This is a genomic window from Mesorhizobium montanum (assembly GCF_033977145.1).
Lineage (GTDB): Bacteria > Pseudomonadota > Alphaproteobacteria > Rhizobiales > Rhizobiaceae > Mesorhizobium > Mesorhizobium montanum.
In genome coordinates, this window is record NZ_JAVIJF010000009.1 from 185,794 (window position 1) to 209,196 (window position 23,403).

General features: G+C 64.3%; 22 protein-coding genes and 1 pseudogene. 8 read left to right on the forward strand and 15 right to left on the reverse strand.

Annotated elements, in window-relative coordinates:
* Positions 1 to 55: 55 nt before the first annotated feature.
* Positions 56 to 1,606: a trimethylamine methyltransferase family protein gene (locus RFM68_RS14705; protein WP_320233701.1), complete on the reverse strand. Its 1,551-nt coding sequence runs from the start codon at positions 1,604 to 1,606 to the stop codon at positions 56 to 58.
* Between the two features lie 89 nt (positions 1,607 to 1,695).
* Between RFM68_RS14705 and RFM68_RS14710 the strand changes: the two genes are divergently transcribed.
* Together RFM68_RS14710 and mutL are read left to right on the forward strand one after the other, a co-directional pair.
* A complete protein-coding gene (locus RFM68_RS14710; protein ID WP_320233702.1) occupies positions 1,696 to 2,598 on the forward strand; it encodes a LysR substrate-binding domain-containing protein in 903 nt (300 codons plus the stop codon).
* 54 nt (positions 2,599 to 2,652) lie between these two features.
* Positions 2,653 to 4,521: a DNA mismatch repair endonuclease MutL gene (gene mutL, locus RFM68_RS14715; RefSeq protein WP_320233750.1), complete on the forward strand. Its 1,869-nt coding sequence runs from the start codon at positions 2,653 to 2,655 to the stop codon at positions 4,519 to 4,521.
* 204 nt (positions 4,522 to 4,725) lie between these two features.
* Here mutL and RFM68_RS14720 read toward each other — a convergent pair whose 3' ends face one another.
* Positions 4,726 to 5,619: a DMT family transporter gene (locus tag RFM68_RS14720; RefSeq protein ID WP_320233751.1), complete on the reverse strand. Its 894-nt coding sequence runs from the start codon at positions 5,617 to 5,619 to the stop codon at positions 4,726 to 4,728.
* A 90-nt stretch (positions 5,620 to 5,709) separates the two neighbouring features.
* Between RFM68_RS14720 and RFM68_RS14725 the strand changes: the two genes are divergently transcribed.
* Positions 5,710 to 6,636: a LysR substrate-binding domain-containing protein gene (locus tag RFM68_RS14725; RefSeq protein ID WP_320233703.1), complete on the forward strand. Its 927-nt coding sequence runs from the start codon at positions 5,710 to 5,712 to the stop codon at positions 6,634 to 6,636.
* 6 nt (positions 6,637 to 6,642) lie between these two features.
* Here RFM68_RS14725 and RFM68_RS14730 read toward each other — a convergent pair whose 3' ends face one another.
* Entirely contained in the window at positions 6,643 to 7,239 is a 597-nt protein-coding gene (locus RFM68_RS14730; protein WP_320233704.1) for a hypothetical protein, read from the reverse strand.
* A gap of 115 nt (positions 7,240 to 7,354) precedes the next feature.
* Here RFM68_RS14730 and RFM68_RS14735 point away from each other — a divergent pair, with 115 nt between their 5' ends.
* Complete coding sequence (locus tag RFM68_RS14735) at positions 7,355 to 7,588, forward strand: DUF2093 domain-containing protein (RefSeq protein ID WP_095818449.1); 234 nt, start codon at positions 7,355 to 7,357, stop codon at positions 7,586 to 7,588.
* A gap of 234 nt (positions 7,589 to 7,822) precedes the next feature.
* Positions 7,823 to 8,767: a UDP-glucuronic acid decarboxylase family protein gene (locus RFM68_RS14740; RefSeq protein ID WP_320233752.1), complete on the forward strand. Its 945-nt coding sequence runs from the start codon at positions 7,823 to 7,825 to the stop codon at positions 8,765 to 8,767.
* A 37-nt stretch (positions 8,768 to 8,804) separates the two neighbouring features.
* Here the strand turns inward: RFM68_RS14740 and lpxK are convergent, their stop codons facing one another.
* The 7 genes from lpxK to epmA all read right to left on the reverse strand — a co-directional run bounded on the left by lpxK (position 8,805) and on the right by epmA (position 15,863).
* Positions 8,805 to 9,833: a tetraacyldisaccharide 4'-kinase gene (lpxK, locus tag RFM68_RS14745; RefSeq protein WP_320233753.1), complete on the reverse strand. Its 1,029-nt coding sequence runs from the start codon at positions 9,831 to 9,833 to the stop codon at positions 8,805 to 8,807.
* Positions 9,834 to 10,020: 187 nt separating this feature from the next.
* Positions 10,021 to 11,337 (reverse strand): lipid IV(A) 3-deoxy-D-manno-octulosonic acid transferase, encoded by a 1,317-nt coding sequence (gene waaA, locus RFM68_RS14750; protein WP_320233705.1) that lies wholly within the window; start codon positions 11,335 to 11,337, stop codon positions 10,021 to 10,023.
* Positions 11,334 to 12,113, reverse strand: a complete 780-nt coding sequence (locus RFM68_RS14755; RefSeq protein ID WP_320233706.1) for a lysophospholipid acyltransferase family protein — start codon at positions 12,111 to 12,113, stop codon at positions 11,334 to 11,336. The genes waaA and RFM68_RS14755 overlap by 4 nt, the downstream gene beginning before the upstream one ends.
* A 5-nt stretch (positions 12,114 to 12,118) precedes the next feature.
* Complete coding sequence (locus RFM68_RS14760) at positions 12,119 to 12,364, reverse strand: DUF4170 domain-containing protein (protein ID WP_320233707.1); 246 nt, start codon at positions 12,362 to 12,364, stop codon at positions 12,119 to 12,121.
* Between the two features lie 75 nt (positions 12,365 to 12,439).
* Complete coding sequence (locus RFM68_RS14765; RefSeq protein WP_320233708.1) at positions 12,440 to 13,249, reverse strand: 3'(2'),5'-bisphosphate nucleotidase CysQ; 810 nt, start codon at positions 13,247 to 13,249, stop codon at positions 12,440 to 12,442.
* Positions 13,236 to 14,579, reverse strand: coding sequence for a TldD/PmbA family protein (locus tag RFM68_RS14770; protein ID WP_320233709.1), 1,344 nt, complete (start codon positions 14,577 to 14,579; stop codon positions 13,236 to 13,238). The genes RFM68_RS14765 and RFM68_RS14770 overlap by 14 nt, the downstream gene beginning before the upstream one ends.
* A 240-nt stretch (positions 14,580 to 14,819) precedes the next feature.
* Positions 14,820 to 15,863, reverse strand: coding sequence for an EF-P lysine aminoacylase EpmA (epmA, locus tag RFM68_RS14775; RefSeq protein ID WP_320233710.1), 1,044 nt, complete (start codon positions 15,861 to 15,863; stop codon positions 14,820 to 14,822).
* Positions 15,864 to 15,992: 129 nt separating this feature from the next.
* On the opposite strand from epmA, the gene efp reads away from it, so the two are divergent.
* The gene (gene efp, locus RFM68_RS14780; protein WP_320233711.1) at positions 15,993 to 16,562 is read left to right on the forward strand and encodes an elongation factor P; all 570 of its coding nucleotides are present in this window, start codon (positions 15,993 to 15,995) and stop codon (positions 16,560 to 16,562) included.
* A 165-nt stretch (positions 16,563 to 16,727) separates the two neighbouring features.
* On the opposite strand, the gene RFM68_RS14785 is transcribed toward efp, so the two are convergent.
* Positions 16,728 to 16,970: a YjiS-like domain-containing protein gene (locus RFM68_RS14785; protein WP_320233712.1), complete on the reverse strand. Its 243-nt coding sequence runs from the start codon at positions 16,968 to 16,970 to the stop codon at positions 16,728 to 16,730.
* A 171-nt stretch (positions 16,971 to 17,141) separates the two neighbouring features.
* Here RFM68_RS14785 and RFM68_RS14790 point away from each other — a divergent pair, with 171 nt between their 5' ends.
* Positions 17,142 to 19,136: a BTAD domain-containing putative transcriptional regulator gene (locus tag RFM68_RS14790; RefSeq protein WP_320233713.1), complete on the forward strand. Its 1,995-nt coding sequence runs from the start codon at positions 17,142 to 17,144 to the stop codon at positions 19,134 to 19,136.
* Between the two features lie 20 nt (positions 19,137 to 19,156).
* On the opposite strand, the pseudogene RFM68_RS14795 reads toward RFM68_RS14790, so the two are convergent.
* Together RFM68_RS14795 and RFM68_RS14800 are read right to left on the reverse strand one after the other, a co-directional pair.
* A pseudogene (locus RFM68_RS14795) lies at positions 19,157 to 19,309 on the reverse strand (rhodanese-like domain-containing protein); the annotation flags it as partial.
* Between the two features lie 33 nt (positions 19,310 to 19,342).
* Positions 19,343 to 20,236 (reverse strand): LysR family transcriptional regulator, encoded by an 894-nt coding sequence (locus tag RFM68_RS14800; RefSeq protein ID WP_320233714.1) that lies wholly within the window; start codon positions 20,234 to 20,236, stop codon positions 19,343 to 19,345.
* Between the two features lie 154 nt (positions 20,237 to 20,390).
* Here RFM68_RS14800 and RFM68_RS14805 point away from each other — a divergent pair, with 154 nt between their 5' ends.
* Complete coding sequence (locus tag RFM68_RS14805; RefSeq protein WP_320233715.1) at positions 20,391 to 21,044, forward strand: hydrolase; 654 nt, start codon at positions 20,391 to 20,393, stop codon at positions 21,042 to 21,044.
* 316 nt (positions 21,045 to 21,360) lie between these two features.
* Here RFM68_RS14805 and RFM68_RS14810 read toward each other — a convergent pair whose 3' ends face one another.
* On the reverse strand, positions 21,361 to 22,914 hold the full coding sequence (locus RFM68_RS14810; protein WP_320233716.1) for a response regulator: 1,554 nt from the start codon (positions 22,912 to 22,914) through the stop codon (positions 21,361 to 21,363).
* Position 22,915: 1 nt separating this feature from the next.
* Positions 22,916 to 23,257 (reverse strand): Hpt domain-containing protein, encoded by a 342-nt coding sequence (locus tag RFM68_RS14815; protein WP_320233717.1) that lies wholly within the window; start codon positions 23,255 to 23,257, stop codon positions 22,916 to 22,918.
* Positions 23,258 to 23,403: the final 146 nt, after the last annotated feature.

Here is a 23,403-nt window from a genome sequence, read left to right on the forward strand (position 1 = left end):
TCCCATTGATTTGATCGGGTCTTTGCCCGTTTGTTTGAACTGACGCCGCCGTCTATCAACTAACGCTATCGGGCAGCTTTTCCTCACGCCGCGCGATCAAATCCGCGAGACCCTCGGCAACGCCCTCGTCGAGCTTCGGCTCCTGGTAGTCGGCGAGCATGCTGCGCGCCTTTTCCCGGCCGCGCGTGTCATGGTCCTTAGCGCCCTCGGCGTTCCATTGCTCGAAGGAATTGAAGTCCATGATGTTCGGCATGAAGAAGGCACTTTCGAAATGCTCGAGCGTGTGCTGCGTGCCGAGGAAATGCCCTTGCGGACCGACCTCGCGGATCGCCGCCATGGCTTCCTTGAAATCGTCGAAAGGCACGCCGCCGGCATATTTGTACCAGCCGACCAACTGCTCGCAGTCGGTGGCGAATTTCGAGTAGCCACAGGTGAGGCCCGCTTCCAGCCAGCCGGCGGAATGCCAGATGTAATTGGCGCCGGCGAGGATCGCGGCATGCATCAGCATGTTCGCCTCATAGCCGGCCTGCGCATCGTTGAGTTTCGAGCCGACATGGAAGCCGGAGGTGCGCCAGGGCAGCTTGTATTTCCTGGCCAGCGCACCCATCAGATACATCATCTGCGCGGCCTCCGGCGTGCCGCCCATCGGCGCGCCGGTCTTCATGTCGACCGTCACCATGAACTGGCCGTAGATCTGCGGCGAGCCAGGACGGATGAGCTGGGTCAGCGCCACGCCGGCGAGCGCCTCGGCGTTGACCTGCGCCACCGCGCCGACGGCTGAGGCCGAGGTCGAGGCACCGCACAGCGCGAAAGGCGCCAGGATCAGCGGCTGGTTGTGGCTCGCATAGACCCGCATGGCGTCGATCATGGTGGCGTCCCACACCAGCGGCGAATTGCAGTTGGTGATCGCCACCAGGACCGGGTTGTCGCGCACGAATTCTTCGCCGAAGACGATGCCAGCCATGGCCATCGTGTCCTCGGCCCGATCCTTCGACGTCACGATGCCCATGAACGGCTTGTCGGAATGCTTCAGCGCCGAGTGGATGATATGCAGATGCCGCTTCGGCACCGGTATCTCCATCGGTTCGCAGATGATCGAGCTCGACGAATGCAGCGCCGGCGCCATGTAGGCCATCTTGTGGAAGTTGTTGAGGTCATTGAGCGTGCCGTAGCGCCGCTTGTTGTCGAGGTCGCGGACATAGGGCGCGCCATACATCGGCACGAAGATCGAGTTCTTGCCGCCGACGCGGACCGTGCGCTCGGGATTGCGCGCATTGAGCGTGAATTCCGCCGGAACCTTCGAGACCAGTTCCATCAGCAGCGCACGGTCGATGCGGACGCGCGTCTCCCTGACATCGGCTCCGGCCGCTTTCCAGAGCTCGATCGCTCCGTCGTCGCGGAATTCGCAACCCACCTCCTCGAGGATCTTGAGCGATTCCTCGTGGATCAGCTCCACCGCCTCACTGGGCACGATCTCGTAGGCAGGAATCTGCCGGACAAGGGTCGGGAAGGACGCAATCGGCGCGCTTCTGAGCGCCTTGCGCCCGAGGCGACCGCCGCCGCGGCGGTGGGTTTGTTCGGTCAATTCAACGGCCGGTGCGTTCATGGAGCCTCCTTCTTCCCGCCACCCACGTTAGCGACGCAAAATGTGGCTGTGACGCTGGAAAATCCTGATCTTCTGTATAAGCTGTGCTTATGCGAAGCCTACGCCACCTCCTGCCCTCGGCCGGCAGCCTCATCGTCTTCGAAGCTGCAGGCCGGCTTTCGAGCTTCACCGCCGCCGGACGCGAGCTAGGCATGACGCAGGCAGCGGTCTCGTATGCCGTGCGCGGGCTTGAGGATCAGCTTGGCGCGAAGCTGTTCCAGCGCCGCCACCGCCAGGTGCTTTTGACGGAGGCCGGCGAGCGCTTCCATGCCGACGTTTCGCTCGGCCTGTCGCATATCCGCAAGTCGGCGGAAGACCTTCGCCTGCAGGCGACCGGCGGCCATGTGACGCTTGCCGCCTCGACCGCCTTCGGCTCGTTCTGGATGATGCCTCGCCTGCAGCAGTTCCGCGACGAACTGCCGGGCATCGACCTGCGCATCCAGACCGCCGACCGCGACCTCGACATCATCGCCGAGGGGATTCCGCTCGGCGTGCGCGGCGGCGTGCCGCGCGATTGGCCTGACTATCACTCGCTGTCGCTCTCCGACGAAGAGATCTTCCCGGTCGCGGGGCCGAGCTATCTCGCCAAATTCGGCAAACCGAAAACGGTCGAGGAACTGGCCACCCACCGACTCATCCATCTCGAGGAGCCCTATCGCGAGGCCCCGAACTGGGACGAATGGTTCGTGTCCGCCGGAACCAGCCTGCGCAATGCCGAGCGCGGGCTGCGCATCAACGACTACGCCCTGGTGATCCAGGCGGTGATGGAGGGACAAGGCATCTCGCTTGGGTGGCGGCATCTGGTCGAGCGTCTGGTGGCATCAGGGCTGCTGGTGCCGGTGACCGATCATGTGATGCGAACCGGCATCGGGTTCCATGTCATCTGGCCAAAGAACCGCGATCTCAGCGACAATGCGCGCAGGGTGAGGGATTGGCTGGTGGCGCAGGCGTGAGGTTTTGGAAGTAACCCCTCCCCCATGCCGTTCGAATCCGCCTATAATCAACTCATGCCCATCCGCCAGCTTTCCGAAACGATGATCAACCAGATCGCCGCCGGCGAGGTTATCGAACGTCCGGCGAGCGTGGTGAAGGAGCTGGTCGAGAATGCGCTCGATGCCGGTGCGTCGCGCGTCGAAGTCGTCACGGCGGGCGGCGGTCTGAACCTGATCCGCGTCACCGACGACGGCTCGGGCATCGCCGAGCCGGAACTGGCGCTGGCGATTGCGCGCCATTGCACCTCGAAGCTTTCCGACGACATCCACGACATCCGCTCGCTCGGCTTCCGCGGCGAGGCGCTGCCCTCGATTGGTTCCGTCGCGCGGCTTTCGATCCGCTCGCGCACGGCAAGCGGCGACAGCGCGGCCGAGATCGGCATCGACGGCGGGCGCGTCTCGGCGGTCAAGCCGGCGGCGGCAAACCGCGGCACCACGGTCGAGGTGCGCGATCTCTTTTTCGCCACGCCGGCCAGACTCAAATTCATGAAGGGCGAACGCGCCGAAAGCTCGGCCACCAGCGATGTGGTGAAGCGCATCGCGATTGCCTTCCCCGCCGTGCGCTTCACGCTTGCCGGCCCCGACCGCTCGACGCTGGAATTGCCGGCGACCGACGACACGCCGGAAGGCCGGCTTGCGCGCGTCGCGCAAGTGATGGGCAAGGACTTTCCCGACAATGCCATTGCCATCGATGCCGCGCGGGAGGGTGTTCACCTCGCCGGCCACGTCTCGATCCCGTCCTACACGCGCGCCAACGCCCTGCAGCAATATGCCTACGTCAATGGACGGCCGGTGCGCGACAAGCTGATCGCCGGCGCGATCCGCGGCGCCTTCGCCGACGTGTTGCCGCGCGACCGGCATGCGGTGACGGTGCTCTTCCTGTCGCTCGATCCTTCGACCGTCGACGTCAACGTGCATCCGGCCAAGGCCGATGTACGCTTTCGCGATCCGGGCCTTGTGCGTGGGCTGATCGTCGGCGCCATCCGCGAGGCACTGGCCGGCGCGGGTATTCGCGCGGCAACGACGGGTGCCGCCGGCATGATGGCGGCATTCCGGCCGGGCACGGCGCCTTATTCGCATCCCGGTCCGGCCAATGGCCATCGCAGCTACGAAGCCGCTTATCGCGCTTCCGGCTCCAGCGGCTTCGATCCGTTGCGCTCACCGCAGCGGCCGCTCGACATGGGGCAAGCACGACCGCGCCAAGGCGGCTTTGGCGAAAACGACCAGACCGGTTTCGACACCGGACCGCTCGCCAGCGCCGATGCGCGGGCCGGCATCGCCGAGCCGGCCGAGGCACTGCTCGGCATGGTGCTGGGCGCGGCGCGGGCACAGGTGCATGAAAATTATATCGTCGCCCAGACTAGGGATTCGCTCGTCATCGTCGACCAGCATGCCGCGCATGAAAGGCTGGTCTACGAGGCGTTGAAGAACGCGCTGCACTCGCGCGCGGTGCCTTCGCAGATGCTTCTGCTGCCGGAGATCGTCGACCTACCGGAAGAGGATGCAGAACGGCTGGCGATGCATTCGGAGACACTCGCCAAATTCGGCCTCGGCCTCGAACGCTTCGGCCCCGGTGCGGTGGCGGTGCGCGAGACGCCCTCAATGCTCGGCGAGGCCAATGTGCAGCAGCTCGTGCGCGACCTTGCCGACGAGATCGCCGACCACGACACGGTCGAGACATTGAAAGAGCGGCTGGACAAAATAGCCGCCACCATGGCCTGCCATGGCTCGGTACGCTCAGGCCGGCTGCTCAAAGCCGAGGAGATGAACGCGCTGCTGCGCCAGATGGAGGCGACGCCCGGCTCCGGCACCTGCAACCACGGCCGCCCGACCTATATCGAGCTCAAGCTCGCCGATATCGAAAGGCTGTTCGGGCGGCGGTGAGGACAGAGCTAACCGTATTCGTCGGCGCAGACCCCCACCCCGCCGTTTCGCGGCGACCCTCCCCACAAGGGCCCACAAGGGGGAGGGTAAAGCGTGATGCCCGACCTCCCCCTTGTGGGGAGGTAGGGCCGCAGGTCCGGGTGGGGATACGAAAAAGAGCCGCTCGAAGCGGTCCTTTTTCGTACACAAACGAACGATCCCACCTCACCGCTTCAAATTCACCACGATGACGCCGCCCAGCGCCAGCGCGCCGCCGAGGATGCCGAGCAGCGAGGGCACTTCGCCCAGCCAGAAGAAGCCGATCAGCGCGGACGTTGGCGAGACCAAATAGAGGAAGTTCGAAGCGCGCGCGGCAGGCAGGCGCGATAACGCCGTCGCCCAGGCGGCATAGGCGATCAACGAGGGCACGATGCCGAGATAGATGACGGCGCCGAGACCGGCGGTATTGGCGACCGCTGCCTGCGAAAACGCTTCCGGCAGGAAGGGCGACAGGCAGAGCGCGCCGAGCACCATGTTGGAGGCGGCGATCGTCAGCGGATGATGGCGGGCAAAGAGCGGTTTCTGCACGATGGTGTTGACGGCGGAGCAGAGGGCCGAGCCCAGCACCAGCAATGCGCCGGCGTTGAAATGCAGGCCGTGCCCGTCAGCCACCGCGATGATGCCGATGCCGGTGAAGGAGATGACCGTGCCGAGCCAGGCGAGCCCCGAGAAGCGCTCGCCAAGCAGCGCCATCGCCATGAATGCCGTGAAGATCGGGCTGACGTTGATGATGAAGCCGGCCGCACCGGCCGAAACGGTGAGCTCGCCGAAATTGAGCATGGCTGTATAGAGCGCGACGAAGATGGCGCCGCCAAAGGCGAAGCGCCACAGCTCGCCGACCCTCGGCAGTGCCGGGCGCTTGACAGCAAGGAAGATCGCCGCCGGGACGGCCGCGATGCCAAAGCGCAGCGCGCCGAGTTCCAGCGGCTGGAAGGCGGCTAGGCCGGCGCGGATCGCCGGGAAAGCCGAAGCCCAGCCGATGACCGTCAACGTCACCGCGATCGCGGCGGTGCTGTCCATGCGCTGTGTCTCATTCAACGTGCCGGTGTAAGCGCTCATTGCCGCAGCCTCGTCTTTCAGTGTCATGGAGGCAGAAAACGCCATTGCCGGCCAATTGACAAACGACCAATTCGAGAGCCAGCTGTGAGCATGGATCACAGCTCAGAACAGATATTGCCGCTGGAAACCTTGCGCGCCTTCGATGCGGCTGCGCGTACCGGGAGTTTTTCCGCAGCGGCCGAAAAGCTCAACCTCACCCATGGTGCGGTGAGCCGCCAGATCGCCAAGCTGGAAGACTGGCTTGGCTTGAAAGTGTTCGAGCGCAATGCGCGCGGCGTCACGCTGACCAACGAGGGCAACCGGCTGCACCTTCGCACCACCGAAGCCTTCGCGCTGATTTCGGTCAACTCCGACCGCTGGGTCGAGCCGCGCGGCACCGCGGTGGTGCGGCTGGCTTCGATCCCCTCGGTCAGCGGGCTGTGGCTGATGCCGCGCATGGCCGCATTGGAGAACCATCCGACCAGGCTGCGCATCGTGCTCGATGTCGACAACCGCCAGGCCGATCTCGCCGATGAGGGCATTGACCTTTCGGTGCGCTGCGGGCGCGGGCGCATTCCCGGCCGCGTCTCGGTGCAGCTTTTCGAGGAGCATATCTTCCCGATCGCCTCGCCCGGGCTGGCCAAGGAGATCGGACGGGGCGACCCTGCCCGGCTGCTGAAATTCCCGCTGATCAACGATTCCGACGCATCCGGCTGGCGCGCCTGGTTCGCGGCGCAGGACATGGACTACCGCCCGCGCCCGCAGGACCGGCGGTTCGAGGACTATAATCTGGTGCTCGACGCGGCGGCGCACGGCCTCGGCATCGCGCTGGCGCGGCCGCCGTTGACGCAGGACCAGCTGAGGTCGGGCCGCATCGTCGGTGTCGACGAGCGCGTCGCGCTCAATCCGGTGTCCTATTGGCTGGACCGTCCGGTCGGCCGGCCGCGCGCGGCGGCCGCCGATCTCGCCGGGCGCATTGCCGGCCAGGCGGGGCTTGCCCCGGAAAAGCTGGAAGCTTTCCTCCAGGATGACGTTTAAGCGGGATTAGCGAAGCAGCAGAACCATGATCGTGGCGGTCACAGCCGAGACGACGGCCGTGACGACCGCTATCGTCCAGAGCGACACCGGGACGGAATCGGATCGCGGCGGATAGGAAGGGCGAACGCCTCCACGCGGCGGCGCGTTGGCATTGGCTGCGATCAGCGCGGGCGAAGAGAGCACGGTGGCCGCAACCGATGACGGTGGCTGCACCACGGGCGCGGCTCCGGCCGCGCTTGCGGCGACGGGCGGCTGAGCCGAAGCGTTGGCGCGTAGACCGTGGTCGGCATCGGCGACCGGCCTGCCCTGCGGCGTTCCGGCCGGCGTGTCTTCCGCGTCGGTATCCGGTTCCATCATCGCCCGGTAAGCGTCTTCGACCGGGCTGGAGGATGAGCGCTGCGAGGATCGGGCGGGCGGCACCTGCAGGGAGTTGGTCAGCGTCTGGGCCGCGAACTGCGCCGCTTGCACGCTTGGCGGTGCAGGCGGCTGGACCAGCGTCTTGATCAAAGCCGTCGTCGCCGGATCGGCCTTGGGCAACGGCACCGGCTGCGGGGTGAGCGCTTCGCCGATCAGCGTGTTCAAGCGGGTCGAGGTGATGTCCATGCCGGGCTCCCGGGAACCATTTGCCGCTCCAGCCATACCGGATGAGCATTGCGTCAAGCTTGACGTTGCTTGCGATTTGTGGCGATTGAAACCCGATGAACGCAAGCGTCCTTTCATGATGAACCGTTTCGAAGGCCCGGGCGGCAGGGAAGCCCGGATCCGCTACCTCGACGGCGACTTCCAGGTCACCAGTCCGGGCGCGTTCGTGCGCTGCGCGGTGACGGGCGAGAACATTCCCCTCGACGAGCTCAAATATTGGAGCGTCGCCCGGCAGGAGCCCTATGTGAACGCGGCGGTATCACTTGCCCGCGAGATCGAGATGCATCCGGAATTACGCAAGCGGGGATAATGCCGCTTAGGATTCGAGCGAGATTGCGCGAGCTGGCGGTATCGAGGGCACCCGGATTCAAGCTGACGGCTGTGCCATCTTCCGCCCCAGCAACTGCCTCTTTTCGCCACTCACGACCGCGCAGTCCTCTGGTCGATGGCAGCGGCGAAAGGCCTTGGCCGATCGCAGGTGACACTTTCGCGGCTCTACGGCTATAGAGACCAAACGGCTATAGAGACCAAAAAGCAGGGAGGTATGAGGATTAATGTGAAGGCTCTTGTGACCGGGGGGGCCGGCTTTATCGGTTCGCATCTATGCGACCTTTTGCTGGCACAAGGCCGAGACGTGGCATGTATCGACAATTTTTCGACCGGCTCGGATGACAACATCCGTCACCTTTCGAGCAATGCGCGGTTCAAGCTGTTGAGGCACGACGTCATCCTGCCCCTACAGGCCGAGGCCGATGAAATCTTCAATCTCGCCTGCCCGGCCTCGCCTGTTCACTATCAGCGCATTCCGGTCGAGACGACAAAGGCCTGCGTCTACGGAGCGATCAACATGCTCGATCTTGCATGTGCTTCCGGGGCGAGAATTCTTCAGGCCTCGACGTCCGAGGTTTATGGCGATCCGGAAGTCCATCCCCAGACCGAAGCCTATTGGGGCCATGTCAACCCGATCGGCACCCGCAGCTGTTACGACGAAGGCAAAAGATGCGCCGAAGCGCTGTTCTTCGACTATTGGCGGCGGTCGAAACTGCCGATCAAGGTGATGCGCATATTCAATACATATGGACCTCGCATGCAGCCGTCGGATGGACGCGTGGTCAGCAATTTCATAGTTCAGGCCTTGCGGAACGACCCCATAACCATCTACGGCGACGGAAGCCACACGCGGAGCTTTTGCTACGTTGACGACCTGGTGGATGCGATGGCCCGGATGATGGCAACGCCCGACGATTTCGTGGGACCAATCAACATTGGCAATCCGATGGAAGTCACGATCCTGGAGCTGGCCGAACTTGTGTTAGGCCTTGTCGGCGGCAAGTCCAAAATCGAGTTCAAGGCGCTGCCGCAAGACGATCCTCGCCAGCGCCAACCCGACATAAGTCTGGCGCGGTCGACGCTGGACTGGTCGCCTCGCGTTACGCTCGAAGATGGGCTTGGCGAAACCGTTCGCCACTTCCGCCGGCTTATCAACTGACGGCGAGGCGCCGGATCAACCAGGTGCCCTCAGAAACTCAGCCCCGCATCTTGCGCTGACGCCAGGCGTCGAGCGTCTCGTCGATGATGCGTCCGGGCACGTGATCGAGCTCGAACACGGCCTCGATGTCGAGCACGTCCAAGTGATCGAGGAAGCCCGCGGGCGTCTCGCCGTGGCGCAGCCGCGCGGCGTCCTTCGCCGTGGTGACGAGGCGCAGCCCCTCCTGCCGGGCAAGCGCCAGGAGGTCGGCAAGCTCGTCCTGGGCGTAGAAATGATGATCCGGAAAGGCGCGCGGCAGCGCGACTTCGCCGCCCGCGCCGCGCACCGTGTCGAAAAATTTCTCGGGATGACCGATGCCGGCGAAGGCAAGGAAGCGGCCGCCTGCGAAACGCGAGCGCTCCGCCGGCTCGACATGGGCGAGGAAGATCGGCCGGCCGGCGCGCGCCGCCTTGCGCACGACGCCGTCGGCGGCGGTCCCCTCGCCCATCTTCAGCAAGCCGCTGGTGAAGACGAGTTGATCGACGATTTTGGCGCGGAGCGGTCCGCCCGGAATGACGCGGCCGTTGCCGACGCCGAAGCGGGCATCGACCACCACCAGCGCATAGTCGATATGGATGCGCGCCGACTGGAAGCCGTCATCCATGATCAGGAAGTCGCAGCCACGTTCCTCGATGAGCAGCTTCGCGCCGGCGGCGCGGTTCGCCGTCACGGCGACCGGCGCATGTTCGGCCAGAAGCAGCGGCTCGTCGCCGACATGCTTGGCGGCGTCGTGATGGGCATCGACGACATGCGGCTTGGCAAACGAGCCGCCATGGCCGCGCGACAGGAAGCCGGGCGTGAGCTGCATGCGCCTGGCCTGTTTGGCCAGAGCAATGGCAACCGGCGTCTTGCCACTGCCGCCAACAGTAAGGTTGCCGACGCAAAGCACGGGTGCCGCGACCTTCTCGCGCGGGGCGTGGCGCATGCGGCGGCCGGCCACCAACCCGTAGGCCATCGAGGCCGGCGACAGGGCGAGCACCCGCCAGTCGGGCTTTTCCCACCAGAAGGGCGGCGCCTCGCTGGTCATCGCGGCTGTCCCACGCGTCCTGTCTTCGCGCACGAGCTTTTCCAAAAACCGGTTCCGATTTTTGGCGTCATGACTAGAGCATGATGCCGAAAAGTGTGAAGCGGCTTTCGGACGACATCATGCTCTATCTCCTTGATTTAGAGCCGGATTCAGATTTCAGGTCGATTCGACCTGAAATTATCCGGCTCTAGCGCCCGTTGGCGCCTTTCAGGCGCGCCTTGACGACCAGCGGCTGGATATAGGGCTCCAGCGATTTCAGCGTTCGGGCAAGCGCGCCGCGCATCTCGTCGACGGTGGCAGCGCCGGCCGCGATCATTTCGTGGCGCGCCACTTCGTTGGTCAAAAGGAAATTGACGGCACCGGCCAGCATGTCGCGGTCGCGCACCAGCTTGGCGCCGCCGCTGTCGAGCAGGCGCTGATAGGCCTCGCGGAAATTCTGCACGTTGCGGCCGGCAAGCACGGCGGTTTCGAGCATCGCCGGCTCGAGCGGGTTCTGGCCGCCTTGCGAAGTCAGCGAACGGCCGACGAACGCGATCTCGGTCAGCCGCAGGTAGAGACCCATTTCGCCGATCGTGTCGCCCAGAAGGATATCGGTGTCGGGCGAGATGCGGTCGCCCTTGCTGCGTCTCGCGACCGTCAGCCCCATGCCGGAGATCTGCGCGGCAAGCGCGCCCGCGCGGTCGGGATGGCGCGGCACGATGATGGTCAAAAGCCCATGATGGCGCTTGTGCAGGCTGGCATGGACCTCCGCGGCCACGACCTCCTCGCCGTCATGGGTCGAAATCGCCGCCCAGGTCGGGCGACCGCCGATCTGGCGCTGCAGCGTGGCGAGAACTCGCTCGTCGACCGGCGGCGGGTTGGTGTCGACCTTGAGGTTGCCGGAGACGGTGACCGGCCGGGCGCCGAGCGCGCGAAAGCGCTCGCCGTCGACATCCGACTGGGCGATGACATGGGCGAGATTCTCGAACAGCGCCTCGGCAACGCTGGCGCGCTTCTTCCACGAGAGGAAGGAGCGGTCCGACAGCCGGCCATTGACCAGAACCTGCGGCACGTTGCGGGCGCCGAGTTCCAGGATGGTCATCGGCCAGATTTCCGATTCGGCGATGATCGCCAGTTCCGGCCGCCAGTGGTCGAGGAAGCGACTCACCGCCGGCTTGAGATCGAGCGGCACATATTGGTGGATGATGCGGTCGCCGAGGCGCTCGTCGGCGACTTTCGCCGAGGTCACAGTGCCGGTGGTCAGGACGATGTTGACGCCATAGTCGAGGATGCTCTCGACCAGCGGCACAACCGCGATCGTCTCGCCGACGCTGGCGGCATGGATCCAGATCACCGGCCCCACCGGCCGAGGGCGGCCGGCAACGCCATAGCGCTCGCGGCGGCGGGCGCGATCCTCCTTGCCGCGCGAGGCGCGCCAGGCGACATAGGGACCGACGAGCGGGTAGGCGACTGCCCCCGCGTAGCGATAGGCCGTGAGGGCGGCACGCGCCCAGCGCTCGCTCATTTGCCGCCATCCACGAGGCGGTAGGCCTCAGCAGTCGCGGCGTTGAGGGAGGCGGTTACCTCCTGGCGCTTGCGCTCCATCTCGGCATCGTCGGCGTCGGCCGGCACGAAGACAGGCGTGCCGACGATGACTGCGGAGCGGCCAAAGGGCAGGTTGATGGTGGTCTTGTCCCAACTCTTCTCCAGCACCTTGCGGCGGCTGGTGGCGATGGCCGAGGGCAGGATCGGCCGGCCGGACAGCCTTGCCAGAAGAACGATGCCCAGCCCGGCGTCGCGCGGCGTGCCGTTCGGAATGTCGGCGATCATAGCGACATTCTTGCCGGTGACGAGCGACTTCTTGAGCGCAATCAGGGCCTTGGCGCCGCCTTTGTCGAGATGCCTCGAACTGTTGCGTCCGCCGGAGCCGCGCACCGCCTCGATGCCGAATTTCTCGATCATCAGCGCCTGGAGCTCGGCGTCGGCGCTGCGCGAAACCATGGCGACCAGCGGCCGGCCCTTGGGGTAATAGGCAGGGGTCAGAAGATGCTGGCCGTGCCACAGCGCGATGATGCCGGGCTCGAGATGCGCATAAGCGCCGCCGGCAACCTGGGTCGAGCCTTCGACCAGCGGGCTGGTGACGCGAATCAGACGCAGGAACCAGGCAAACAGGCTGGCGATGAAGTTCTTGACGAAACTCGACTGCGCCAACGGCTCGCGGATGCGCCGCCACAGGGTGCGCGTTCCGCGGCGTTTGGCGGCGCGCCGCCCGGTCGCCCCTTTCACCGCTTCATGCTCCATCGACGTCAACCGCCGACCTTCGCTTCTGGATCGAGCAAACGGTGCAGATGAACAACGAAATAGCGCATATGGGCATTGTCGACACTGGCCTGCGCCTTGGCTTTCCAAGCGCCAAGCGCGGTTTGATAGTCGGGATAGATGCCGACAATGTCGAGGGAGTCGAGATCACGGAACTCGGTTCCACCCAGCTTTTTCAGCTCGCCGCCGAAAACCAGGTGCAAAAGCTGCTTCTTTCCGTCTTCCACGGCCATGCCGATCCTTCGCAGATTCATGAATTTTGTGAAACGTTTAGACCAAAGTCGCCGATTTTGGAACCGTGTGCCGACTCACCCTTCGTCAGCTCCGGCAATGACGCCGGCAAGGACGTCCAGCAGCTCGCCGCTGCCGGCGGCGAGCGCGCCGTGGTTGATCACCTCGCCGGCATAGCGCGGCGGCTTGCCGCTGCGGTCGAGCAAGGCGCCGCCAGCCTCGGTGAGGATCAGATCGGCGGCGGCGATGTCCCAGTCATGCGCGCTCGGCTTGACGAAGGTCGCGTCGAGCTTGCCGGCGGCAATCATGGCCAGCCGGTAGGCAAGCGAAGGGATGTAGGCGGTCCGCCGCAGCCTGTCTTGCCAAGCCTCCGGCATCAAGTCGACCAGCGGCCTGGGTCCACCGATATCGACGCTTTGCCCAAGCGGACGCACATGGATGCGCTTGCCGTTGAGATAGGCGCCCTCGCCCGGCAGCGCCCAGTAGGTCTCGTGCTTGGCCGGGCATTCGAGCACGCCGGCAAGCGAGCGGCCGTCCTCGACCACGGCGACGCTGACGCACCAGGAATGAAGGCCGTCGAGAAAGCCGCGCGTGCCGTCGATCGGGTCGACGACGAAGGTGCGCCGTGCCGACAGCCTGGCATGATCGTCGGCGGTCTCTTCGGAGAGCCAGCCATAATCCGGACGTGCCCTGAGCAAGGTCTCGCGCAGATAGGCGTCCGCGGCATGGTCGGCCTCGCTCACCGGCGAGGTGCCGCCCTTCATCCACACCTGCGGGTTGTTACCGAAATAGCCCATGGCGATGACGCCGGCCTCGCGGGCCGCATCGCGCAGCAAAGCGAGATCGTCGCGGGCCTCGCTCGAAGTCAGTTGGTCAAGCGCCGGCAAGGGTCATCCCCTCGATCAGGAGCGTGGGCGCGGCCGTGCCGAAATTGCGATCGAGGTCGCTCGCGGGCATCATGTTGAGAAACATGGTCTGCAGGTTCGAGGCGATCGTCACCTCGGCCACCGGATAGGCCAACGCGCCGTTCTCGATCCAATAGCCGGAGGCGCCGCGGCTGTATTCGCCGGTCACCATGTCGACGCCCTGGCCGAACACCTCGGTGACATAGAAGCCGCGCTTCAACGACGCGATCAGATCTTCCGGCGAACGCTCGCCGGGCTCGATGGCAAGGTTGGTCGAGGACGGCGAGACGGACGAGCCGCTGCGCGAGCCGCGCCCATTGGTGGTGAGGCCGAGTTCGCGCGCGGCCGAGGTCGACAGGAACCAGTGGTTCAGGACGCCCTTCTCGACCATCAGGAGCTTTTCGCCCTCGACGCCCTCGCCATCGAAGGGGCGCGAGGCCTGGCCGCGCCGCCGCAAAGGCTCGTCGGTGACGGTGATCGCGACTGACGCCACTTGCTTACCCATCATGTCGCGCAGGAAGCTGGTCTTGCGCGCCACGGCGGCGCCGTTGATGGCGCCGGCGAGGTGGCCGGCAATGCCGCGCGCGACGCGCGGGTCGAACACCACGTCGACCGGGCCGGTCGCCGCCTTGCGGGCGCCGAGCCGGCGCACTGCGCGCTCGCCGGCCTTGCGGCCGATGTCTTCCGGCGCGTCGAGATCGGCGAAATGCTGGCGCGACGAGAATTCATAGTCGCGCTCCATCGCCGTGCCCTCGCCGGCAATGACGCTGGTCGAGCGCGAGAACCGCGAGGCGACATACTGGCCGACAAAGCCATGCGAGGTGGCGAGAACCAACCCGCCCAGGCCGGCGCCGGCGCTGCTGCCCGAGGAATTGGTGACGCCTTTGACCGCCAATGCGGCCGCTTCGGCGGCAAGTGCTGCTTCCTTCAACTGGTCGGCCGACACCTCGGTCGGATCGAAAAGATCGAGATCGCGCAAATTACGCGCAAGCAGCGCGGGATCGGCGAGGCCCTGGAACGGATCCTCCGGCGAGACCTTGGCCATCGCCACCGCGCGCTCGGCGAGCGCCTTCGGGTCGGAAGCGGCGGTGGCCGAGACGCTCGCCACACGCTGGCCGACGAAGACGCGCAGCGAGACATCCTCGCTCTCCGACGATTCGGTGCCTTCGACCTTGCCCAGCCGCACCGAGACGCCGGTGGAGCGGCCGCGCACCGCCACCGCGTCGGCCGCGTCGGCGCCGGCGCGCCTGGCAGCCTCGACGAGCGCCGCGACGCGATCGGTCAATTTCGCTGCGTCGAGCTTGTCGGTCATAAGGTTGTTCCTGTTTGTTCACGCAGTCAGTCAAGTTGGTGCGAGAGGCCAGCCCCAGCCGTACCATCCCCCGCACCGTCATGGATGCTGCGCACCATCCATGGATGCCATGGGCACCATCATGGATGCGTTCGCACCATCTATTGTTCCGCCGACGCTTGTGCAATGGCGGATGCGGCAATCTCAAGGCAATCGCCGCGGTTCGTGCGGGATGTTTGCCGCAGCGGTTCGAAGGTAGCGTCAGTCGGCCACCGGCGCCCAGATCACGTCGTCGATCTTGGCGGCCCCGGTCGCCAGCATCACCAGCCGATCGAAGCCCAGCGCCGAGCCGCTCGCCTGCGGCATGAGCGCCAAAGCCGCGAGGAAATCCTCGTCCAGCGGATAGCGCTCGCCATAGACGCGCTCTTTCTCATCCATCTCGGCGGCAAAGCGGCGGCGCTGTTCGGCCACATCGGTGAGCTCGCCAAAGGCGTTGGCGAGCTCGACGCCGCAGCAATAGAGCTCGAAGCGCTCGGCGACACGCGGATCCTGCGCGCTCGGCCGGGCGAGCGCGGCCTCCGAAATCGGATAGCCGTAAAGGATGGTGGCCCGCCCCTGCCCCAGCGCCGGCTCGATTTTCTCCACCATCACCCGGCTGAACAGGTCGGCCCAGTTGTCGTCAGGCGCGGTGCGCAGCCCGGCGCGGAGCAGCGCTTCGTGAAGCGCGTCGCGGTCCATGCTGGCGTCGACCGACACGGTCGCCAGAAGATCGATGCCGGCATAGCGCAGGAAAGCTTCCGCCACGCTGAGCCTTTCCGGCTCGGCGAAGGGATCCGCCTCGCGGCCGCGGAAACGGAAGCTTTTGGCGCCTGCTTTTTCCGCGGCGAGCGCCAGGATTTCGGCGCAGTCGGTCATCAGGCGCTCGTAGGTCTCGCCGGCGCGATACCATTCGAGCATGGTGAACTCGGGGTGGTGCAACGGCCCGCGCTCGCGGTTGCGCCAGACCGCGCCGAGGCTGAAGATGCGTTCCTCACCGGCGGCGAGCAGCTTCTTGCAGGCGAATTCCGGCGAGGTGTGGAGATAGAGCGGCCGGCGCGATGCGTCGGGCCCGATCGCCTCGGTGGCGAAGGCGGCAAGATGCGCCTCGTTGCCCGGCGAGACCTGCAGCGCCGACGTCGTCACCTCGATGAAATCGCGTTCCGCGAACCAGCCGCGCAGCGCCGCCGCGATAGCGTTGCGCGCCATCAGCCGTGGCCGGCGATCAGCATGGATATGCGGCGTCCACCAGGGCGAAGCGTCGGTCATGGGCAGGAAAATCGCTCGCGAGACTGGCGGTTCGGCGCAAGATGCGCTAGGGCGCAGGCGAAGGCCGCCGCAGCCGATTTACGGCAATCAACGCTTGCAGGCCGAAAAACTCGATTAGGATTGAATACCGTGGTCAAGGTCATCGCCAGTTCCTTACGCAAAGGCAACGTCGTCGATAAGGACGGCAAGCTCTATGTCATCCTCTTTGCCGAAAACATCCACCCTGGCAAGGGCACGCCGGTTACCCAGCTCGACATGCGCCGCATCGGCGACGGGGTGAAGGTCTCGGAGCGTTACCGCACGACCGAAATGGTCGAGCGCGCCTATGTCGAGGAACGCGAGCACACCTTCCTCTATTCCGATGGCGAAGGTTTTCATTTCATGAACCCGGAAAGCTATGACCAGGTCGTGGCTTCGGAAGGCGTGGTCGGCGACATGGCGCCCTATCTGCAGGAAGGCATGGCCGTGCAGCTGGCGCAATTCAACGACGTGCCGATCTCGCTGGTGCTGCCACAGCGCGCCACGTTCGAGGTTGTCGACACCGAGCCGGTCACCAAGGGCCAGACGGCGTCTTCCTCCTACAAGCCGGCGATGCTTTCCAACGGCGTGCGCACGACCGTGCCGCCGCACATCTCCGCCGGCACGCGTGTGGTGGTGATGACCGCCGACGGTTCGTATGTCGAGCGCGCCAAGGACTGAGAGTCCGTTCTGAGGTTCGCAGAAACCCTTACCAGGCGGACCGATTGTCAGCGCGATTTATCCGCTGCCCGGCTGTCGGGGTCTGACCCGATTTGGGTCTTGTGTGCGCCAGACGGAGGCCGGTTCCGGCCTCCGCACTGCGCAAGCGATCATCTGAATCCGCCCTCATCTCATTGACATCAGGTCCGTGATCAGGCCGACCCTGACGAAGAACGTAGGTCTGGGGGACTCCGTGCAGCCGATGTCCCTCAACTGATCAGGTGTCAGGTCTGCCAACGCCCTACGTCCTGCGACGGCCCTCCGCCAGGCTGTGAAGGCCGCGACAGCTGCTGCAACGCTGTTCGACACTGCCCCAAGCAGCCGGTGTTTCGATGCGCGGGTCTTCGCGTAAGCTTCTGTGCGAGCCATTTTTGCTCTCCCGTTTCAGGTTACGATCAGAGCTTGCCACAGCGGCGATTTGCGGTTGTTCAGCCGAGCGTGAACCGTCGAGGGGAGGCAGGCGGGCCGCCGTTAAATCCGCGTTAAATCGACCGGCGAAGATGGTATTGTGCCGGCGCATTCGAAATTCGGAGGGGCGCAGTGCGCATCCGGTTGCTTGGCGATCTCGAAGTGACTTCGGCAGAGGGACAGCCTGTCCGCTTCGCGACGCGCAAGTCCGCGCTTCTTTTTGCCGCCCTCGCCTTGGCGGGTCGCCGTGGCCACCATCGCGAACGGCTTTCCGAGGGGTTTTGGCCGGGGCGCGGCGATGCACAGTCGCGAAACAGCCTGCGCCAGGCCCTTGCCGATATCCGGCGATCGTTTCCCACCGACGGCGATGCAGCCATTTCCATCGAGGGCGTTCAGGAAACGGTCGCGCTGACGGCCGGCCCGGACGAAGCGGATATCTGGGTCTTTGAACGCAAGCTCGCCGAAAGCGGGACGGCGGACCTCGCCTTCGCCGCCGAGCTCTACCGTGGCGACGTGCTTGCGGGCGAAGTCATTCCCGACGGCCTGGATGAATGGTTCAGCCCGCATCAGATCAGGTACCGGCAGAAAGCGCTGCAATTGGTGGAACGCCTCAGCCTCGCGCTGCCCGAAGCCGGAACTGCGGAAAACGCGGCCTGCGAACGGCTCGCGGAAAGGCTGCTCGCCTCGGATCCGACCGCGGAGGCGGCTCATCGGGCATTGATGCGGATCCACGCCGCCGGGGGCCACGAAAATGCGGCCCTGCGCCAGTTCGAGTCCTGCCGAGCGTTGCTGAGGAAGCACCTGGACGTGGAGCCGGAGGCACAGACGAACGCACTGGCGGCGACGCTGCAAACGCGCGGCGGAAATCGCCTGACCGCTACGACGCACGACATCGCCCAGCCGCCTCAGCCTGTCTCCGTCCCGGCAAGACCGTATGACCAGCCCTCGGTGGCAGTGATGGCCTTCGACAATCTTGGCGGGGTGGACGACGAGTATTTTGCCGATGGCGTCGTCGAGGAGATCACCGCCGCGCTTTCGCGCATCCGGGACTTCTTCGTCATCGCCCGCCAGTCGGCCTTCACCTACAAGGGACGCTTCGTCGACGTGCGCGATGTCGGCAGGGAACTCGGCGTCAGCTACGTGGTCGAAGGCACCGTTCGGCGGGGCGGCGACCGGCTGCGCATTTCCGTGCAGCTGGTCGATGCCGAGACACGGACACAGCTCTGGTCCGAGCGTTACGAGGGCGCGACCGAGGACGTTTTCGAATTCCAGGACAGGATCGCGGCGCAGGTGGCGGGCGCCATCCATCCGGCCATCCGCGGCGCCGAGATCGAGCTGGCCAAGCGCAAGCCGCCGACCAGCCTGCGGGCCTATGATCTCGTCATGCGCGCCTATCCGAGCATCTGGGGCCGCCGCAAGGACACCAACAACCAGGCGATAGAGCTGCTCAAGAAAGCGATCGCAATCGATCCGGCCTATAGCCGCGCCCATGCGCTCTTGGCATGGTGCCACGCCTCGAACGCCGCTTATCTGTGGGCCGAGCAACCTGAAAGCGAGCTGGAGAAGGCGCGCGCGGCGGTTGAGGCCGCGGGCTCGATCGGCGATGATCCAACCGCTTTGGCCGCCGCCGGCTCGGCGTTGAGCATGTGCGGCGAGCAGGAGCGAGCCGCCACCTTCATCGAAAAGGCGCTCACGCTTGATCCGAACAATGCGTGGGCATGGGCTCGCCATGGCTGGATCGCGATCTACAAGGACGAAGCCGCCCGCGCGGCGGAACGGTTCCAGCGGGCGATGACGCTGAGCCCGATGGATCCCTTCGCATTCAACATGAGGCTGGGGATGGCAACCGCGATGGCCAAGACAGGTTCTTTCGCCCAGGCCGTCGCGATCGCCCGCGAGGTGATCGCCGCCCATCCCGACATCATCATGTCCTATCGATACCTCGCCGCCTGGTCGGCGATGAGCGGCGACCTGGAGACCGCCCGCTGGGCCGCGCAAAAGCTGCTCACTGCCCAACCGGACTTCACGATCGAGCGATACCGGTCGCTGCCTATCTTTCGGAACACAGCGAAATGGGCGGACCAGATCGTCGAAGCCTTGAAGCAGGTAGGATTGCCCGAGCGCTGACGATCCGTTTAGCCACACCCTCAGGCGGCTATTTCCACCGGCAGGCCGGCGGCCCTCCATTCCGGCATGCCATCCTCGAGGCGGCGCGCGGAATGGCCGAGCGAGCGCAACGCCGCGACCGCTTCGAAGGACATCACGCAACATGGGCCGCGGCAATAGGCGACGACTTCCCGGCTGGTGTCGGCACTGTTCGCCCCGTTCGTGTTTTAACGGTCGAGACCCCAGATGTCCGGATTTCGTGCGAAGCACTCGGTCAGCATTTCGGTGAGCACCCGCACTTTCCGCGTGGGATGCTGACCCGGCGGGCGCACGACATAGACGGCCCCCGGAGGTACCGGATAGCGTGTCATGATCGGGACGAGTGCGCCGGAGGCCACATATTCATATGTGATGCAATCGGGGAGCCAGGCGATGCCGAGCCCTGCCGCCGCCGCCGCGGCAAGCGCCGTGGCGCTGTCGGCCTTGAACCTGCCCTGCGGCTGGACCGTAACGATTTTCCTGCCATCCATGAACTGCCAGGTTTCCGTTCCCTGCATGAGGGCCTGATGGGTGACGATCTCATCTGGCGTCTGGGGTGAACCGCGCGTTTGGATGTAATCCGGGCTTGCGACAAGCTTTCCATGGATCGGCCCGACGCGCTTCGCGATCAGGTTGGAGTCCTGAAGGTAGGCGCCCCGGATCGCGCAATCGAAACCCTCGGCGATCAGATCGACGAAGCGATCGCCGTAGGAGGTATGAATGTGAAGCTGCGGATGCTGGCGTGCCATTTCCGCGAGCACCGGGGCGAAGTGGGTTGGCCCGAACGTAAGCGGCATGGCAACCCTCAGGCGGCCGCGAAGATCGCCGGTCGGGAGGATCGTTTCCCTGGCGGTGTCGATCTCCGCGCTGGCTCGGGCCGCATGATCCCTGAACGTGATCCCCGCTTCCGTAAGTGCAGCGCCGCGGGTTGTTCGTGCAAGAAGCTGGACGCCAAGTTCCGCTTCAACCCGAAAGAGCCGCCGGCTGACGATTGACTTGGAGACGCCGAGCCGGCGCGCGGCGGCCGATACGCCCCCGGCATCGGCCACTGCGACGAATGTCTGCAGATCTTCGATGTCCATTCCGGCGTTCCTCATTTCGCGACACAGCTTGCCTCACTATGGCACTATCGCATCACCGAAAGGAACAGCAAATTGCGTCCAGGCAACGTCGCCCGCTGGCGCATGTCTCCCGTGAACCCATTGCCGTCCATAGCGGCAGAGAAAGGAAGTCTTGATGACCCCTCGTAACGGCCTCGATTCGCTTCTTCGCCCCGAAGATTCGGTCCTCGTTCTGATCGACCATCAGCCTTATCAGCTCGCAAATCTCAACAGCCACGATCCGCACATGGTGGTCAACAACACGACCGCGCTGGCGAAGCTAGCAAAAGCCTTCAATGTTCCAACCATTCTCACCAGCGTGATCGCGGCGCGCGGTGGACTTCTCTTTAAGCAGATCACGGACGTATTTCCGGACCAGGAAGTCATCGATCGCACCTGGGTGAACACCTGGCGGGACGAGAATGTGGTGAACGTCGTCAAGGCGACCGGCCGCAAGCAGCTGATCATCGCCGGCCTGTGGACCGAGGTCTGCGTCGCAATGCCTGTGATCCAGGCCGCCGGCGAAGGCTGGGACGTGACGGTGATCACCGACGCGTCAGGCGGGATTTCGAAGGAGTCTCACGAAGTTGCCATCCAGCGAATGATCGTGGGCGGCGCGAACGTGATGACCGTGATGGCGCTCGCTGGCGAATGGCAACGCGATTGGGCGCGCACCGAGCATGTCGAGGAGCTGACCGAGATTCTCATCCAGCACTTCGGCGGGAGCGGCATCGCGTATCTTTGGGAGCAGCAGCTTCTCAACACGCCGGTGCCAAGCACGGTGCGCTGATTAGGGTGGGGGTGGCGAAAGTCTTGAGCGATCCGCTCCGAACAAGCTGATTGCTTATCGAGCTGCGTCATCCCCTCTCCACAAGACGGCTGGCCATGCCTGAATGCAGGGCGGCCGGCATGATCGGCGACTGCTTCCTTCAGTCGTTACCCACGACCGCAGCCAGCTTCTCCTCATGAAAAGGACCATGCAGTCAGGGACAACTTACCGCCCTTGCGCTTAATATAGCCAACTCGCCGGCTTGGCCGGCAGTACCGAAACTGCTGTCAGCCAATTGTCAGGTTGAATTCGCGAAATGACCGTTGCCCGGATCTTTTCATTCCGTGGGTGACGGCACCAGATCAAGCCGCGGGACGAATTCCTCCAACTCGTCGTCCAGTAGTGGCGGTTCTTCCTCGGCCTCCTGCTTGGGCTCGACCATCAGAAGACCAACGACTATCAGCGCCAGAGAAACCCAGGTCAGCGCCGGTATTGCTTCGCCCAACAACAACATACTCCAGCCTATGCCGGCCGCGGTCACGGCGTAGGCGTTCTGGCTGGCGAAAACCGCACCAGTGCTGGAGATTAGCACCATGAAGAGCAGCATCGCCAAATTCCCCGCGACAGCCATCAAAAGGACGATCACGCCAAGCCGACCGGCCAACAGGTCAAGCGGAATGAAATCCTGATAAAAAGCGGCCATTGGGACCAGCATCAGAACTGAAACAGAAAGGGTTATGCCGAACAGGGCAACGTTATCGATATGGGCAGGTTTGCCCTCCGAGAGATAGATATCTTCAGTCGCGTAAGTAACGGGGATGATAAGGGCGATGACGAGCCACAGCCAATCCGTGGTCATTTCCCCAGGCTCCCCATAGAGGAGTATGATGCAGATGCCAACGAGACCCAATCCAAGTCCCAGAAAGCGCTTCAAATTGGGAGCTTCGGTCCGCATCAGGGCGGCGAACAGGAATACGGCAAACCCCTCCAGCACGATGACTATGGAGACGATAAAAGCCGGAAGTTTGCTTGCGACCCAATAAACCAGGACCTGGTTGATCACAGAGCTTATGAGGGCAAAGCAGAGGATGAACTTCCAATCCGCTCGCGTGAGTTCTTTCAGGCTCGGCATCGTCTTCCGCTTCAAGCTTATTCCGATGCAGAACAGGGCTCCGATTATGTCGATGAGGGTCGCCAGTCCGACCGGATGGGCTTCGACGAGCGAAGCCATCTTCGAAAGTGGCACGACAAGGCCCCATAAGCCGCCGCACGCGAGCAGCAGCAAGGCGCCGCGAAACGTGCGGACGTTTTGACGCATCTTGCGCTCGCGCTCGTAGACCTTCTGGGCCATTGTCGCGAACACGGTTGCAAGTTTGCCAAGACCATCCGGGCGGCTTGCCACATCGCGGATGCCGAGCTTCGAAGGGTTGAACCGCCCGGTTTCCAAGGTTGCGGCCGCCTTGGTCAATTTGGCTACCTGCCGCAAATACTCCGTCTCAACGTCACGGAGCCTCTTCTTCTCAATGCAGGTAGCGACACGTGCCTTGAGGAGGGCGAGTTCGAAGTCCTTGGGCAGAAAGTCCTCGGCGCCGAGTTCAATCGCCTTTACGACGCTGCTCATCTCATCGTCGAGCGCGGAAATCACGATGACCGGCACATCCCGAGTCCTGGGGGAGGCCTTCAGCGTCTTGAGCACCTCGAAGCCGTCCATTTCGGGCATGATGATATCGAGAAGGATGACGTCATAGCTTTCGGTCGCAAGCCGATCGAGAGCCGCGCGGCCGCTCTCTACTGCCTCGGCTTGATGTCCGAGAACTTCGACCGATTTCTTGAGCTTGATCCTTATGGTCTGGGAGTCGTCTACAACGAGTATCCTGCCAGGGCTGCTCACGCTATCCTCCCAAAATCCCTCGGAGTTCAGCCACCGCCGCCTCGAAGGCATGCGTTGCGCTGTCGATTTCGCGTGGGTCGGGTGGTTCGCCACGCGCACAGCTACCCTCTAGGCGAGCGCAGACTTCGGCGAGTTCGGTCGCCCCCATGTCCCTGGCATTCGATTTTAGGGAATGCGCGGCGCGGCGGGTGGCATTCAGGTTGGAAGCCTGTGCGGATGCCCGCAAGTCTTGCATGATGGATGGTGCTTCTTCGAGAAAGGACCCCACCAGTTCTAAAAGATCGGACTCCGCGCCACCCACAAGCTGGCGGAGCTTTGCAAGCGCCCCTCTGTCGATTGCCAACGCTACCCCCCGAACGCACGGTTTCTTCTGGCCCTCAGCCAGACCGGGAAATCGAATATCGCAGCTATACTAATTTAGTGATAGCTCATAATTTGAAACAACTCTGCCACGGCAACAGAGGTGATTGCGCCAAGACTCACCCTTGC